Raw genomic sequence first — 14,858 nt, forward strand, 5'->3', positions numbered from 1 at the left:
TCGGACCTGTCTATCCGGGCCATGGGTCTGCAATCAAGTGCGCCATTGAAAACCCGGTGGCCACGGCCTAAACCCAACCCCATGGTCAAGCCTGCGTTTTCGCATGTCACTCAGTGGGTGTTCGATCTGGACAATACCCTGTATCCGCCGCACATGCGCCTGTTCGATCAGATCGAGGTGCTGATGACGGAATACGTGGTCGAAGCCCTGCGCGTCGACCGGGCCGAGGCCGACCGACTGCGTCAACATTATTGGCGTGAACACGGCACCACGCTGGCCGGGCTGATGGCCGAACATGATCTGGACCCCGAGCCCTATCTGCACGCGGTTCATCAGGTCGACCTGAGCCACATGGAGCCCGACCCTGCGCTGGCCGCGCATATCCGGGCCCTGCCCGGGCGGCGCATCGTCTACACCAACGGCAGCGCGCCCTACGCCGAGCGGGTTCTGGCCTCACGCGGGTTGGATGGGCTGTTCGACGCGATCTATGGGGTCGAACATGCGGGGTATCGCCCCAAACCCGACAAGGCCGCGTTTGAAACGGTCTTTGCCCGCGACGGCATCCAACCCGACCGCGCCGCCATGTTCGAGGACGAGCCGCGCAACCTGAAGGTCCCGCACGACATGGGCATGCGTACGGTGCATGTTGCGCCCGATCCTCATGACGCGGATCACATCCACCACCACACCGATGACCTGACCGCCTTTCTCGCGCGCCTGATCTGAACCACCCGAGATTGCGACGAAATGCGCCTGCGCGCAGCCCGAAACTGCGACGATCCGCGCATTCTGCAGATGCAAAGTCGTTCCTACATCAGGCTCAGCGACGAACAGAACTGGAGACCCCGATGACCGCAATCGAGATGCCCGGCCGCCTGCCCTTTTGGCAGCGCCTGCTTTTTGCAATTCCCCTGTTTGGCTGGCTGGCCCGCGATACGGCCAATGGAAAGCCCGAGGATCTGGGCTATACCGTTGCGGCGCTGGTCAGCATGTGGGGCTGTTCCGCCCTGTTGTTCGGCCTGCCGGGCCTGTATCTGCCGGCCTTGGCGATGGTGCCGGTGATGTTCCTGATTCTGGTCCTGATTTCACGCGGCTAGACCACGGGACAGGATGTCACTTGGCGCAGGCCCCAGAACCGCACTAGGGTCCGCAGGCAACGGAGAGTGACGCGATGACCGACAGTTGTGACATCCTGATTTCCGGCGGCGGCATCGCCGGGCTGACCGCGGCGGCCGTATTCGGCGCCGCAGGGTTCGACGTGATCTGCGTGGACCCGACCCCACCCGTCACCGACCGAGACGCCGACGGGTCCGACCTACGCACCACCGCGTTTCTGCAGCCGGCGCACGGCCTGCTGCAGCACTGCGGATTGTGGGACCGGCTGGAACCTTACGCCGCGCCGTTGCAGATCATGCGCATCGTGGACGCGGGCGGCGACATCCCCGAGCCGCGCGTGGTGCGCGATTTCAACGCCGCCGATATCTCGGATCAACCCTTTGGCTGGAACCTGCCCAACTGGCTGCTACGGCGCGAGATGGTGGCCCGGCTGCACGAACTGCCGAATGTCGATTTCCGCCCCGGCACCGGCACCGTCAGCCTGCTCACCCGCACCGCCGAGGCGCGTGTGGGTCTGTCCGACGGCACGCGCATCCGCACCAAGCTGGTGATCGCCGCCGACGGCCGCAACTCGCCGATGCGAGAGGCTGCGGGGATCAAGGTCCACACCACGCGATACGGGCAAAAGGCATTGGCCTTTGCGGTGACCCATCCGATCGCCCATGAAAACGTCTCGACCGAGATCCACCGGTCCGGCGGGCCGTTCACCCTGGTCCCCCTGCCTGACTGGCAGGGCCAGCCCTCGTCGGCGATCGTGTGGATGGAGCGCGGCCCATGCGCGGTCGAACTGCTAAACCTGCCCGAGGCCGAGTTCGAAGCCGCGATGACCGAGCGGTCCTGCGGCCTTTTTGGGCCGCTGAAACTGGCCTCACGCCGGACGATTTGGCCGATCATCAGCCAATCGGCCGAGCGCCTGTCGGCCCAGCGCGTGGCGCTGATGGCCGAGGCCGCCCATGTGGTGCCCCCGATCGGCGCGCAGGGGCTGAACATGTCACTGGGGGATCTGCGCAGCCTGCTGGACTTGGCCAAGGCCCGGCCCGAGAGTCTGGGAGATGCCCAAATGCTCGACGCCTATCACAAGGCCCGTCATTCCGAGATCGAGCTGCGCGTCAAGGGGATCGACCTGCTGAACCGCGCCTCGATGGTCGAGGCACGGCCGTTGCGCGATGCGCGCGCCGCAGGGCTCAACGCGCTTTATTCGATGCCGGTGGTGCGCAAGACGCTGATGCAGATGGGCCTCGGCGTGCGCTGAGGCCCGTTCGGGCCTAAAGCACCTGATCCAGCACCCGCTTCAGCCGGGCCACCGTGCCATCGACATCATAGAGCTTGTCCAGCCCGAACAGGCCCAGACGGAAGGTGCTGAACCCTTCGGGCTCGTCACATTGCAAAGGTACCCCGGCCGCGATCTGCATGCCCAGCGCGGCGAACTTCCTGCCGTTCTGCACCTCGGGGTCGTCGGTATAACTGACCACCACCCCCGGTGCCCCAAAGCCTTCGGCAGCGACCGAAACGACCCCCTTGTCGCGCAGCATCGCCCGCACCGCATTCCCCAGCAGCCATTGCGCGTCGCGCAGCTTGTCGAACCCATAGTCACGGGTCTCCAGCATCGTGTCCCGGAACGCCCGCAGCGCATCGGTGGGCATGGTGGCGTGATAGGCATGGCCGCCGCCCTCATAGGCCTGCATGATCTGGCGCCATTTCTTCAGGTCCAGCGCGAAACTGTCCGAGGTGGTCTCGGCCAGCCGCGCCTCGGCGCGTTCAGACAGCATGACCAGACCAGCACAGGGCGAGGCGCTCCAACCCTTTTGCGGCGCCGAGATCAGAACGTCCACGCCGGTGGCCTTCATGTCGATCCAGGCACAGCCCGAGGCGATGCAGTCGAGCACCATCAGCGCACCGACCTCGTGCGCTGCGGCAGCCATCGCGCTGACATAGTCGTCCGGCAGAATGACCCCGGCCGAGGTTTCCACATGCGGCGCGAACACCACGCCGGGTCGCTGGCTGCGAATGGTTTCGACCACCTCGTCGATCGGCGCGGGCGCAAAGGGCGACGGGGTGGAATTCCCCGTTTGACGGGCCTTCAACACGGTGGCTGACGCCGTCAGGCCCCCGGTTTCGATAATCTGGCTCCAGCGATACGAGAACCAGCCGTTGCGTACCACCAGCACATTGGCGCCACGGGCGAATTGGCGGGCCACAGCCTCCATCGCGTAGGTTCCGCCACCCGGCACAATGGCCACGCCATCCGCGCCATAGACGCTCCGCAGCATCCCTGAGATGTCGCGCATCACCTGCTGAAAAGCCTGCGACATGTGATTGAGCGAGCGGTCGGTGAACACAACCGAAAACTCCTCAAGCCCCTGTGGATCGACGGTTTCCAACAATGCGGGCATGGAGGCTCCTTTCAAGTTTTGATTTTTTAGAAATAAGACACAAACTATGGGAATGGGCTGGCCATTATCAACAATTGACCCAAGGAAAATGTCATTTTGATATTCTCGAATGCAACAGTATCGGCCGGAACGGCAAAAATGACGCCAACCAGTATCAGGTGATCTTTACACTCTGGCGTGTTTCTGAACAGATACGCTCAGCCGGAACCTGAACAGGAATTTCCAGACAGTGAATGCTCACAAGCGTATCAGTTTTCAGTTTGTTCGTGACGAAGTCAAAAGGCGGATTGAAACCCGTGTCTGGCCACAAGGCGCATTGCTGCCGACCGAGACACAGCTGGCCGAGGAATTCAACTGCGCGCGGGCAACCGTGAACCGGGCGCTGCGCGAACTTGCCGAACAGGGCTTTGTCGAACGCAAACGCAAAAGTGGCACTCGGGTCAAGAAATTGCCCAGCAAGCAGGCCAAGCTCGAGCTGTCTGTGGTCAAGCAAGTCGTTGAAGACCAGAATGCCGCCTATCGCTATTCACTTGTGGAACGGAATGTGGTGCCCAGCCCCGGTTGGCTCAGCTCGCAACTCAGCCTGCAGGCAAATGCGCGGGTGCTGCACGTGGTCTGCATGCATTATGCAGACAACCGTCCTTTTCAGCACGAAGAACGGTGGGTCAACATCGCCGCCGTCCCCGAAATTGAAGCGGCCGACCTAGAGCGGACATCGCCGCATGAATGGTTGCTGGACGCCGCGCCGTTTTCGGTTGCCGAAATCGCCTTCAGGGCAATTTCCGCCGACAGCGGCCTTGCCGATTATATGGGTACAACGACCGCAGCGGCGATGATGCAACTGGAGCGAACCACCTGGAAGGACGGAGTGCCACTGTCCTTTGCGCGCATGACCTTCCACCCCGGATACTGCATCCGCACCCAGTACTGAAACCTAGCCGATGGGCCCCGGTCGGCGTTCTTCGCTCAGAAGCACGTTGGCTTCGACATCTCCGGCCCCGGGCAGTGTCATGATGCGGCGGCGCAGAACACGCTCGAAATCCGCCAGGTCACGCGCCACCACTCTCAGCCGATAATCATACAGGCCCAGAACGTGTTCCACAGTCTGCACCTCGGGGATGGCGCTGACGGCGCGTTCGAAATCCTCGAGGCTGACCTGCCCTTTGCGCGCCAGCTTGACGCCCAGAAATACGGTGACGCCGAACCCCAGCGCCTCGGCGTTCAGACGCAGCCTGCGCCCCTTGATGATGCCCGCCTGCTCCAGCCGCCGGATCCGGCGCCATGTCGCGGGCTGTGACAGCCCGAAACGCCGCCCCAGCGCACCCGCGCTCTGCGTGGCGTCCTGCGCCAAGGCGCGCAGCAGCTTGCGGTCAAGATCGTCCAGTTCGATCATACCGGCAGCACCTCGTCCCGTTTGACCCGCGCGATGTGCATCAGGGCCTCGATGTCGGCGATATGCGGCAAGGTCAGGATACGGTCGCGATAGACCTGCTGATAATGCGCCATGTCCCGCGCGATGACGGACAGGCGGACATCTACCCGCCCCAGAAAGGTCTGGATCTCGATCACCTCGGGTACCTTTCGGGCCGCCGCGGTGAACTCGTCGAAGGCGCGCGGCTGGGTCTTGTCCAGCGTCACCCGCAGCGACACCTCGACCGCATAGCCCATGGCGGACCAGTCAATCACGGCCTCCTGCCCCTGAATGATCCCGGCGGCCTGCATCTTCTCGATCCGGCGCCAACACACGCCATTGCTGATCCGGCACCGCTCGGCCAGTTCGGCGGTGCTCAGGCTTGGCTCGGCCTGAAAATGGCGCAGGATGCGGCGGTCGATATCGTCAAGCATGAATTTTTCGTTTTTTCTTCTTTCCAAGAATTATTGTTTACATCCTTCGTCAATATCCAATCCCAACGCTCTCGCCAATAGCAATCGTCACAGATAGAACCGCATCAATCGAAACAGAAAGGACCGGCAAAATGCGCGTCTATTACGATCGCGATTGCGACATCAACCTGATCAAGGACAAGAAAGTGGCCATCCTGGGCTATGGTTCCCAAGGCCACGCCCACGCGCTGAACCTGCGCGACTCGGGCGCCAAGAACCTGGTCGTCGCCCTGCGCGAAGGCTCGCCCTCGGCCAAGAAAGCCGAAGCCGAAGGCCTGCAGGTGATGGGGATCGCCGAAGCCGCGGCCTGGTGCGACGTCATCATGTTCACCATGCCCGACGAGCTTCAGGCCGAGACCTACAAGAAATACGTGCATGACAACATCAAGCCCGGCGCGGCCATCGCCTTTGCTCACGGCCTGAACGTGCATTTCGGCCTGATCGAGCCGAAAGAGGGCGTGGACGTCATCATGATGGCGCCCAAAGGCCCCGGCCACACGGTGCGCGGCGAATATGTCAAAGGCGGCGGCGTGCCCTGCCTGGTGGCCGTTCACACCGACGCGACCGGTAAGGCGCTGGAAATCGGCCTGTCCTACTGCTCGGCCATCGGCGGCGGCCGTTCGGGCATCATCGAGACCAACTTCCGCGAAGAGTGTGAGACCGACCTGTTCGGCGAGCAGGCTGTTCTGTGCGGCGGTCTAGTCGAGCTGATCCGCTGCGGCTTTGAAACTCTGGTCGAGGCCGGCTATGCGCCCGAGATGGCATATTTCGAGTGTCTGCACGAGGTGAAGCTGATCGTGGACCTGATCTATGAAGGCGGTATCGCCAACATGGACTACTCGATCTCGAACACCGCGGAATACGGTCAATACGTCACCGGGCCGCGCATCCTGCCCTATGAGCAGACCAAGAAGGCGATGAAAGAGGTTCTGTCGGACATCCAGCAGGGCAAGTTCGTGCGTGACTTCATGCTGGAAAACCAGGTGGGCCAACCCTTCCTGAAGGCCTCGCGCCGGGCCAATGACGAACACCAGATCGAAGAAGTCGGCAAAAAGCTGCGGGGCATGATGCCCTGGATTTCGGCCGGCAAGCTGGTCGATCAGGAAAAGAACTGAGCCGGAACGGTTGAAACCAAAGGGCGGCCACAGTGGCCGCCCTTTTCATGCACAACGGATGAACGGCCAGCGATGGTGCATCAACCCGACATACGCGACTGGAGCGGCGTCATTGCCCTGGGCCTGATCTGGGGCGGCACCTTCATGGTTGTCGCGATGGCGTTGGAAGGCTATGGCCCGATCACGGTGGCCACGGCGCGGACGACTCTGGGGGCGGTGATGCTTCTGGCTTTGATGGGGCTGGCCGGGCGGCGCATCCCCAGCCTGACACCAAGTCTGGCGTGGTCGGTAATCCTGATCGGCATCCTGTCAACCGCGCTGCCTTTCGTGCTGCTCAGCTGGGGGCAGCAATATGTGCCTTCGGCTTTTGCCGGGCTGTCCATGGCGGCAATTCCGCTGATGGTGCTGCCGCTGGCGCATTTCTTTTCGGATGAACCCCTGAACGCACGCCGGTTCGTGGGGGTTTCGCTGGGATTCACCGGAGCGCTGACGCTCATCGGCCCAGGGCTGGCGCAACTGGGCAGCGGGGCCGAACCGCTGGCACAGCTGGCCTGCATCGGGGCGGCATTCTGCTATTCCGTGGCGTCGATCCTGACCCGGCGCTGCCCGCCGATTGACCCGGTGGTTCTGGCCGCGCTGACATTGGCGGTGGGCGCAGTGATCCTGCTGCCGGTCATGATGGCGACCGAGGGCGTGCCCGCCCCGCAGGGCTTGCGCCCAACTCTTGCGCTGATCGTACTGGGGCTTGTGCCCACGGCCTTTGCCACCCTGATGCGGGTGTCGATCATTCGCAGCGCCGGGTCGGTCTTCATGACGCTGGTGAACTATCAGGTACCGGTCTGGTCAATGATCTTCGGCGCGTGGATCCTGTCCGAGGCGCTGCCGTTGCGGTTCTACATCGCGTTGGCGCTGATCCTGACCGGAATGGCGATCAGCCAATGGTTCAGCCTGCGCAAAATGCTCTTGGGCTACTGACGCGCTGCAGCTTCGACCTCGGCCACGATCCCATCGACCACCTGCGCCAAAAGGGCGTCATCCTCGCATTCCGCCATCACACGGATCAAGGGCTCGGTACCCGACTTGCGGATCAGCAGCCGCCCTTGCCCGTTCAGCCGCGCCTCGGCTTCGGCGATCGCGGCCTTGACCGTGTCCGCTTCCAGCGGGGCTTGCCCCTCTCCATATCGTACATTTTTCAAAAGTTGCGGCACGGTCTCGAACTGCTGCGCCAGATCCGAGGCTTTGCGTCCGGAAATGACCATCTCGGCCAGGAAATGCAGCCCCGCCATCAGGCCATCACCGGTGGTGGCATAGTCGCTCATGACGATGTGGCCGGATTGCTCGCCGCCAAGGTTGAACCCGCCTTCCCGCATACGCTCGACAACATAGCGGTCACCGACCGCCGTCCGTTCCAGCCGCAGCCCGCGCGCGCCCAGGAACCGCTCCAGACCCAGGTTCGACATGACGGTCGCAACAAGAGCGCCGCCTTTCAACCGTTCGGAAGTGGCCCAGGCGGTGGCCAGAAGGGCCATGAGCTGATCACCATCCGCGACCTGTCCGGTCTCATCCACGATCACCACCCGGTCGGCATCACCGTCGAGGCAGATGCCCACATCCGCCCCATGCGCCACGACGGCCTCGGCCGCCACGCGCGGCTGGGTCGAGCCGCAGCCCAGATTGATGTTCGTGCCGTTGGGCGCCGTTCCCACCGGGATCACCTCGGCCCCCAATTCCCACAGCACCTCGGGCGCGGTGCGGTGTGCGGCCCCGTTGGCACAGTCAATCACCACCTTCAGACCGTCCAGCCGCAGATCGCGCGGCAGAGATGACTTGACCCGCTCGCCATAGCGGAACCGCGCGTCATCGACACGCCGGGCGCGCCCGATATTTTGCGCCCGCGCGGGTTTGACACCCGCTTCGATAAGCTGTTCGATCTCAAGTTCGGCTTGGTCGGACAGTTTGAACCCATCGGGGCCGAAGAACTTGATCCCGTTGTCCTCGGCCGGGTTGTGGCTGGCCGAAATCATCACACCCAGATCAGCCCGCATCGACCGGGTCATCAGCCCGACCGCCGGTGTCGGCACCGGCCCCAACAGCAGCACGTTCATGCCGGTCGATGTCAGACCCGCCGTCAGCGCACTTTCCAGCATATAGCCCGACAGGCGCGTGTCCTTGCCGATCACCACCCGGTGAACGCCCGAGCCATCCCGGCGGAAGTAGCGCCCCGCGGCCGCGCCGATCCGCAACGCCATCTCGGCCGTCATCGGATAGGTGTTGGCGGTGCCCCGCACCCCGTCGGTTCCGAACAGCTTGCGCATTCCTGCTTTCTCCGGTTGGTCCTGACTGCGACCCGATTACCGGACAGCGGCCCATAGGCGCAAGGCCTGAGCGGTCTCGGCCACGTCATGTACCCTGATGATCTGTACACCTTGCGACAATCCAGCCAACGCCACGGCGATTGATCCCGGTGCGCGGGCATCCTTGCGCGGTTCCTTGCCAATCCGGCCGATGAAGCCTTTGCGTGACACGCCCAGCAGGATCGGGCAGCCCAACCCGTGAAACAGGCTGAGATTGCGCAGCAAGGTCAGGTTGTGTTCCTCGGTCTTTCCAAACCCGATACCCGGATCAACGATGATCCGGCCCCGATCCAGCCCGAGGCCTTCCAGCCAGGCCACCTGCCCGGACAGGAAATCGTATACGTCCAGCAGAACGTCGTCATAGGTCGGGTTGTCCTGCATCGTGGCCGGGTCGCCCTGCATGTGCATTACGCAGACCGACGCATCGATCTCGGCGCAGAAAGCGCCAAGTGCAGGATCGAAGGTAAAGCCCGAAACGTCGTTGATCAGCCCCGCACCGGCCTCGACCGCAGCCCTGGCCACGGCGGATTTGCGCGTGTCGATCGAAATCAGCGCCGGTGTCTCAGCCCGGATCGCGCGGATCAAGGGCTGGGTACGGGCGATCTCTTCGTCCTCGGGCACGAAATCCGCACCGGGGCGGGTGGATTCACCGCCGATGTCCAGAATGGTTGCTCCGTGCGCGACCATATCCCGGGCCGCCGCCCGCGCGGCATCAGGCGTGTTGTGCTTGCCACCGTCGGAAAAGCTGTCGGGCGTGGCGTTCAGGATGCCCATGATCTGCGGCTGCGTCATATCCAGCCCGGCAATCGCGGCGCGCGATTGCGTCAATCGGTCGAGCCACGTTTTAGGGATGTCGGCGGCTGCAACGATCCGGGGTGCCGCGTCACGCCGCAGGCATTCGGCATGGGTGAACCACAAGCCCTGCCCCGCCAGCGGCGAGGCCCCGTCCGGGCGCACAGGCCCGTGTTGCACCAGTGGGCGATAGTAACTGGTCACAGTTGCGCCTGCTCCACCGGGACCGCCCGCAGCGGTGTCTTGGGCGCCTCGGGCAGTTGCCCACCGATGACCAGCATTTCGCTGGCTTCGAAAGTGGCGGCGAACCAGGCCGCCAAGGCCACCGCATCGGACGGTGCCGCCGAAGGCCCATCGACCGCATCCAGCACGATCTTGGACGGTGCCCAGACACAGATCTGGCCGTTCTTCATGGCCCAGTTCAGCTCGGTCCGGGTCGACACGACGACACAGCGCGGGTCGCGCGCTGCCAGCACCCAGGCGTTCTGCTCGATCGCCAGCAGGTCGATCCGGCGCTGGGTCATGGCGTGGCCGGTCTGCGGCACTGGCAGATCGGACGCGCCGACGCACAGGATCAGCGGCCGCTGCCGGCTCTCCAACTGGTCGATCCAGCCCGACAAATTGTCGGACTCAATCGCTGCGTTCGACAGAAAGACCAGCCTGGGATGGGGACGCTCTTCCTCGATGACATCGTGGTGGACGGCATCCTTGCCACGCACGATCTCGACCCCCAAAGCGCCGGGGCCCCGATCCAATTTTTCGATTCGAACAAAAGCTCTTACCGCCTGAGGTTCAAGCAGAATCCGCTCGGCGATCCGTTCGGCCAGCGTTTCCAGAAGGTTCAGACGCTCAGCCGCCAATTCGTAGGCGATGGCCTCGGTCACCCGGTCGTAGGACAGGATGCGGTCGACGTCATCGTCGATCTGCTCGGTCAGCGGGCGCACCTCGACCACGATGTTGAAGCAGATACGCTGGGTGGTGCCCCGCTCGGCCTGAAAGGCGCCGATCTCAACCTCGACGATGTGATCGCGCAGGGAAATGCGATCCAGCGGTCCGCGTGGCGCGGTCGCCTCGGACCGTTCGGACGGATGCGCAAAGGCAAGGCGGATTTCAGAGCTCATGGCACAGGCCTTTTCGGGCAGCTTGGACAGGTTTGCCCAAATTATTCGTTGGGTGCGGCTATAGCACTCAAACAAACGCCATTCCAGCCGCCGAAAGCGGCGTCAGGTGACGCGGTACCAGCTCATCATACCAGACGCGGCATGGCCCAGCATGTGACAATGCAGCAACCAGTTGCCCGGGTTGTCGGTGACCAGCGCGATCTCGCGGGTTTCGCCACGTTCGACAAGAACCGTGTCGCGCCACGGGCCAAGGGTTCCGTCCGGCAAGATCAGCCGAAAGTGGTGACCATGCAAGTGCATGGCGTGCGGAAAAGCTGTTTCGTTGACGAAGGCGATCCGGTGAAGTCTGCCAAGGGGCGCATCCAGAAACGGGTCGTCGGGGCGTTCGGCATAACCGTTCAACGCCCAGAACCGGCCCAACTGCGCCAGTTCGCGGCCAGACAATTCCGTATCGCCCAGCCGGGCACTATCCAACCAGCGCATGGCCCCGCCCTGCAGTGTCATGCGGTGACGCGGAACGCCATCCAGCCCCCTGATCTCGGGCAAAGAGTTTGGCGGCAGCGGCTGAACACTTTTGCGGGGCACCGACGCGGCCTGCCCCGAAACGTCCAGGCGCACGACGCCAAAGGCGCCGTCGCGTTCTCGGCTGAACAGGCCGGCCGGGCTGCCATCTTCGGCCACGACGTCGACGATCAGATCCGCCCTCTGCGCGGGGGCCAGCGGGAATGTGTCTTCGATCGCGATCGGGTCCGACACCGGCATGCCGTCCAGCGCGACGATCCACCCCGCCAAACCATCAAGGCCCAGATCGAAAATGCGGGCGTTCGCGGCGTTGATCAGGCGCAACCTTAGGCGTTCGTGGCGCTTGACGGTATAGGAGGGGTCGAAACGTCCATTGACCGTCACAAGGTTGCCAAGGCGTCCGGCATGGCTGAGGTCGTGCCCATTTTCGAAATCACCGGTGATCTGCGCGGTTTCGGGGTCGAGCCGCCAGTCGTCCAGCATCAGGGTCAGATCCTGATCGACATCCGGCGCCTGGGGCTCTTCGACGATCAAGGGGCCATAGAGCCCGCGCGCCACCTGCTCGACCGATTTATTGTGGGCGTGGTACCAAAAGGTGCCCGCGTCCGGCGCGACGAATTCATAGTCGAAAACGCCGCCCGCCGGCACCGCATCCTGCGTCAGCCCGGGCACACCGTCCATGTCGTTGGCAATGCGGATACCGTGCCAATGCACCGAGGTGGCCTGCGGCAGATCATTCACCAGACGGCGCTGGACCCGCGCACCCTGTTTCACCTGTATCGGCAGGCCTGGTACCCGACCGCCATAGCCCCAAACACCAGTCTGTGGGTAACCCTCGGGCGCGATCAACTGCGTTCCCTCGCGCGCTTGCAGGGTCGGCGGAGCAGCTTGGGCAAACGTCGGATAAGCCGCAAAGGCTGCAGCAGATTTCAATAGGTCTCGGCGGCTTGGTTTCATCACGGGTCTCCTTTCCCGCAACATAGCCTGCCTTCACCCCCGCGCCATCAAGCGTACAGCGCGGGTGCGTCAATTCGCGCTAGTTGCTCGCTGTCCGGTAGTTGTGGCGATAAAAGATGTGCACGCCGATCCTCGCGGTCTCTTTGTAGACCCGCGCCCAAGACGGGCGAACAGCCTTGGTGTGATAATGCGTTGCGCCCGAAGTGAGCGGTTTACCAACCCCATCCATGGCCAGACGCGCCACCTTGGCAACACGCTCATAGGCCTTCTTTTCACGGATCACCTCTTTGCGGCCGTCGCAGGTATAGGTAAATTGGCACTGATACTTTTTGCCGGTACCCTGACGGATCACTCCGCAAACCGAATTGGGGAAGCGGCTGCTTTCAACCCGGTTCAAAATCACCTCGGCAACCGCGAACTGGCCGCGGACGCTTTCACCGCGCGCTTCGAAATACAGCGCTTCGGCCAAGCATTTCCAGTCCTCTCCGCCGGCCGCCTTGGGCAATTGATCGAGCCATCCTTTCGAGTAGGTAACCTCAACCGGCTTGACCTCTTTGCGTGGTTGGAAAAGCTTCAGGTAATCACGGAAGCCTTGCCCCGGCAGCTCGTTGCGGGACACCAGTTCACGCTTGGCGGAATCGGTGGTCTCTCTTTCGGCGACGGACGCACTCGGCAGCACGGTTGCCGCCGCAATGGCAACAGCCAGTATGTAACGTATCATCAGATAACCTCGCACAGGCACTTCGCGCGCCATACCCTCCCCCGGCGGGCGCGAGGGGGGTTTACCCCAGACGGGGCGAAACGTCCAGTTTTGAGGATTCGGCAAGAGAAATCTTGCCCGTCGGGCCAAAAAAATTGGCCACAGGTCCACCCCACGCCCACTATTCTTAGGGCTCGGAGGGCAGGTCAACCCCCAAGTTTTGACGCAATCGCCAATTGAGCGGAAGCCAGCCGAGCGACCGGAACCCGGAACGGAGAACAGGACACATAGTCGAACCCAAGGTCCCGGCACAGGGCGATTGATTCGGGGTTACCGCCATGTTCACCGCAAACCGAAAGCGTAACATCCGGCCGGGCCGCACGCCCGCGTTCCGAGCCCAGCTTCAGCAGCTCCCCCACCCCGTCGGCATCCAGAACATGAAACGGATCCTCTGAAAATACGCCCTGCCGGACATAGGCCGACATGAACCGTCCGGCATCGTCCCGCGACAAACCATAGGTCATTTGTGTCAGGTCGTTGGTGCCAAAGCTCAGGAACGACACATGGGGCGCGATCTCTTCCGCGCGCAGGCAGGCGCGCGGCGTTTCGACCATCACGCCCAGGCGGTACTCAAAATCCTGCCCCCGCTCGGCCGCGACGGCTGCGGCCACCGAGTCGATGCGGGCCTTGACCAGCTCGACCTCGCGCTTGGCCGACACCAGCGGGATCATCACCTCGGGAACCACCGGGGCGCCGTTCTTGCTGGCCTCGAGCGTCGCCTCGAAAATCGCGCGGGCCTGCATGTCATAGATTTCGGGCACCGTCACGCCAAGGCGGACGCCGCGCAGGCCCAGCATGGGGTTGTATTCGCTCATCGCCTCGACCCGGCGCTCAACATCCGAAACCGGCAGGTCCAGCGCCTCGGCCAGTTCACGCTGGCCGCTGCGGGTCGTGGGTAGGAATTCGTGCAGCGGTGGATCGAACAGGCGGATGCAGACGGGCTGCCCTTCCATGATTTCGAAAAGCTGTACGAAATCCGCGCGTTGCATAGGCAACAGCCGCGCAAGCACCGCCGCGCGACCGGCAGGGGTCTCGGCGAAAATCATCTCGCGCATCACGATCAGGCGACCGGGGTCGAAGAACATGTGCTCGGTCCGGCACAGGCCGATCCCCTCGGCCTGGAACCGGCGCGCGACCTGCGCATCGGCGGGCGTGTCGGCATTGGCGCGAATGGCGATGTCGCGTTCAGCATCGGCCCAGCCCATCAGGGTCTGGAAACAGTCGTCCAGCGCCGCCTCGAGCATTGCCGGCTCACCCGCCAGTACCTGCCCGGACGTGCCGTCGATAGTCAGAGTGTCGCCGGTCTTGAACACGCGACCGTCCGGCGCCACCAGATGTTTCTTCTTGGTCTGGAACCTCATCTCGGACGCGCCGACGATACAGGGCAGCCCCAGACCGCGGCCAATCACGGCGGCGTGGCTGGTCATCCCGCCCTTTTCGGTCAAAACGGCCACGGCCGCATGCATGCCCCGCACATCCTCGGGCGAGGTTTCGCGGCGCACAAGGATGCAGGGCTCGCCACGCGCGGCGCTGGCCTGCGCTTCGGCCGAGGTGAACACGATCCGCCCACTGGCCGCCCCCGGGCTGGCCCCGATGCCGGTAGTGAGCACGTCACGCTTGGCCTCGGGATGGACCTGCCGGTGCAGCAACTCGTTAAGAGAATGCGGATCGATCCGCATCACCGCCTCTTGCGGCGGGATGATTCCGTCTTCAGCCAACCGAACGGCGATGCGCATCGCGGCGCGGGCGCTGCGCGGTACGCGCACGCCGTCCAGAATATGCACCTTGCCGTTCTCGATCACGAATTCAACCTGCATTTCCTCGCGCAGCTTTTTGCGCATCAA

Annotated in this window: 15 protein-coding genes; 6 read left to right on the forward strand and 9 right to left on the reverse strand. The window is 63.4% G+C overall.

The window, feature by feature from the left end:
• Positions 1 to 81: 81 nt before the first annotated feature.
• The 3 genes from AC2FMN_RS04605 to AC2FMN_RS04615 all read left to right on the forward strand — a co-directional run bounded on the left by AC2FMN_RS04605 (position 82) and on the right by AC2FMN_RS04615 (position 2,368).
• Positions 82 to 726: a pyrimidine 5'-nucleotidase gene (locus AC2FMN_RS04605; RefSeq protein WP_496686630.1), complete on the forward strand. Its 645-nt coding sequence runs from the start codon at positions 82 to 84 to the stop codon at positions 724 to 726.
• 122 nt (positions 727 to 848) lie between these two features.
• Positions 849 to 1,097: a hypothetical protein gene (locus AC2FMN_RS04610; protein ID WP_496686631.1), complete on the forward strand. Its 249-nt coding sequence runs from the start codon at positions 849 to 851 to the stop codon at positions 1,095 to 1,097.
• A gap of 74 nt (positions 1,098 to 1,171) precedes the next feature.
• A complete protein-coding gene (locus AC2FMN_RS04615) occupies positions 1,172 to 2,368 on the forward strand; it encodes a UbiH/UbiF family hydroxylase (protein WP_496686633.1) in 1,197 nt (398 codons plus the stop codon).
• A 13-nt stretch (positions 2,369 to 2,381) separates the two neighbouring features.
• On the opposite strand, the gene AC2FMN_RS04620 is transcribed toward AC2FMN_RS04615, so the two are convergent.
• Positions 2,382 to 3,509, reverse strand: coding sequence for an aminotransferase class V-fold PLP-dependent enzyme (locus AC2FMN_RS04620; protein ID WP_496686634.1), 1,128 nt, complete (start codon positions 3,507 to 3,509; stop codon positions 2,382 to 2,384).
• Between the two features lie 316 nt (positions 3,510 to 3,825).
• On the opposite strand from AC2FMN_RS04620, the gene hutC reads away from it, so the two are divergent.
• A complete protein-coding gene (hutC, locus tag AC2FMN_RS04625) occupies positions 3,826 to 4,440 on the forward strand; it encodes a histidine utilization transcriptional repressor HutC (RefSeq protein WP_496686636.1) in 615 nt (204 codons plus the stop codon).
• A gap of 3 nt (positions 4,441 to 4,443) precedes the next feature.
• Here hutC and AC2FMN_RS04630 read toward each other — a convergent pair whose 3' ends face one another.
• Together AC2FMN_RS04630 and AC2FMN_RS04635 are read right to left on the reverse strand one after the other, a co-directional pair.
• Positions 4,444 to 4,902 (reverse strand): Lrp/AsnC family transcriptional regulator, encoded by a 459-nt coding sequence (locus tag AC2FMN_RS04630; protein WP_496686637.1) that lies wholly within the window; start codon positions 4,900 to 4,902, stop codon positions 4,444 to 4,446.
• Positions 4,899 to 5,354 (reverse strand): Lrp/AsnC family transcriptional regulator, encoded by a 456-nt coding sequence (locus tag AC2FMN_RS04635; RefSeq protein ID WP_496686638.1) that lies wholly within the window; start codon positions 5,352 to 5,354, stop codon positions 4,899 to 4,901. The genes AC2FMN_RS04630 and AC2FMN_RS04635 overlap by 4 nt, the downstream gene beginning before the upstream one ends.
• A 131-nt stretch (positions 5,355 to 5,485) precedes the next feature.
• Between AC2FMN_RS04635 and ilvC the strand changes: the two genes are divergently transcribed.
• Both ilvC and AC2FMN_RS04645 read left to right on the forward strand, forming a co-directional pair.
• Positions 5,486 to 6,508: a ketol-acid reductoisomerase gene (gene ilvC / locus AC2FMN_RS04640; RefSeq protein ID WP_496682193.1), complete on the forward strand. Its 1,023-nt coding sequence runs from the start codon at positions 5,486 to 5,488 to the stop codon at positions 6,506 to 6,508.
• Between the two features lie 72 nt (positions 6,509 to 6,580).
• The gene (locus AC2FMN_RS04645; protein WP_496686639.1) at positions 6,581 to 7,483 is read left to right on the forward strand and encodes a DMT family transporter; all 903 of its coding nucleotides are present in this window, start codon (positions 6,581 to 6,583) and stop codon (positions 7,481 to 7,483) included.
• On the opposite strand, the gene glmM is transcribed toward AC2FMN_RS04645, so the two are convergent.
• From glmM to AC2FMN_RS04675, 6 genes are all read right to left on the reverse strand, one after another.
• A complete protein-coding gene (gene glmM / locus AC2FMN_RS04650) occupies positions 7,477 to 8,823 on the reverse strand; it encodes a phosphoglucosamine mutase (RefSeq protein ID WP_496686640.1) in 1,347 nt (448 codons plus the stop codon). The genes AC2FMN_RS04645 and glmM overlap by 7 nt on opposite strands.
• A 36-nt stretch (positions 8,824 to 8,859) precedes the next feature.
• Positions 8,860 to 9,858 (reverse strand): dihydropteroate synthase, encoded by a 999-nt coding sequence (gene folP / locus AC2FMN_RS04655; protein WP_496686641.1) that lies wholly within the window; start codon positions 9,856 to 9,858, stop codon positions 8,860 to 8,862.
• Positions 9,855 to 10,775 (reverse strand): dihydroneopterin aldolase, encoded by a 921-nt coding sequence (locus AC2FMN_RS04660; RefSeq protein ID WP_496682204.1) that lies wholly within the window; start codon positions 10,773 to 10,775, stop codon positions 9,855 to 9,857. Before AC2FMN_RS04660 ends, folP begins: the two co-directional genes overlap by 4 nt.
• A gap of 102 nt (positions 10,776 to 10,877) precedes the next feature.
• A complete protein-coding gene (locus AC2FMN_RS04665) occupies positions 10,878 to 12,254 on the reverse strand; it encodes a multicopper oxidase family protein (protein WP_496686642.1) in 1,377 nt (458 codons plus the stop codon).
• 79 nt (positions 12,255 to 12,333) lie between these two features.
• On the reverse strand, positions 12,334 to 13,008 hold the full coding sequence (locus tag AC2FMN_RS04670; protein ID WP_496682209.1) for a cell wall hydrolase: 675 nt from the start codon (positions 13,006 to 13,008) through the stop codon (positions 12,334 to 12,336).
• A gap of 152 nt (positions 13,009 to 13,160) precedes the next feature.
• On the reverse strand, positions 13,161 to 14,858 hold a 1,698-nt coding region (locus tag AC2FMN_RS04675; RefSeq protein ID WP_496686643.1), incomplete at its 5' end, for a putative PEP-binding protein.

This window comes from Ruegeria sp. BHSC037, from assembly GCF_059613045.1.

Coding starts and splice junctions, on each gene's coding strand:
- AC2FMN_RS04605 (WP_496686630.1), top strand. CDS start 82: ATGGTCAAGCCTGCGTTTTCGCATGTCACTCAGTGGGTGTTCGATCTG.
- AC2FMN_RS04610 (WP_496686631.1), top strand. CDS start 849: ATGACCGCAATCGAGATGCCCGGCCGCCTGCCCTTTTGGCAGCGCCTG.
- AC2FMN_RS04615 (WP_496686633.1), top strand. CDS start 1,172: ATGACCGACAGTTGTGACATCCTGATTTCCGGCGGCGGCATCGCCGGG.
- AC2FMN_RS04620 (WP_496686634.1), bottom strand. CDS start 3,509: ATGCCCGCATTGTTGGAAACCGTCGATCCACAGGGGCTTGAGGAGTTT.
- AC2FMN_RS04630 (WP_496686637.1), bottom strand. CDS start 4,902: ATGATCGAACTGGACGATCTTGACCGCAAGCTGCTGCGCGCCTTGGCG.
- AC2FMN_RS04635 (WP_496686638.1), bottom strand. CDS start 5,354: ATGCTTGACGATATCGACCGCCGCATCCTGCGCCATTTTCAGGCCGAG.
- ilvC (WP_496682193.1), top strand. CDS start 5,486: ATGCGCGTCTATTACGATCGCGATTGCGACATCAACCTGATCAAGGAC.
- AC2FMN_RS04645 (WP_496686639.1), top strand. CDS start 6,581: ATGGTGCATCAACCCGACATACGCGACTGGAGCGGCGTCATTGCCCTG.
- glmM (WP_496686640.1), bottom strand. CDS start 8,823: ATGCGCAAGCTGTTCGGAACCGACGGGGTGCGGGGCACCGCCAACACC.
- AC2FMN_RS04660 (WP_496682204.1), bottom strand. CDS start 10,775: ATGAGCTCTGAAATCCGCCTTGCCTTTGCGCATCCGTCCGAACGGTCC.
- AC2FMN_RS04665 (WP_496686642.1), bottom strand. CDS start 12,254: ATGAAACCAAGCCGCCGAGACCTATTGAAATCTGCTGCAGCCTTTGCG.
- AC2FMN_RS04670 (WP_496682209.1), bottom strand. CDS start 13,008: ATGGCGCGCGAAGTGCCTGTGCGAGGTTATCTGATGATACGTTACATA.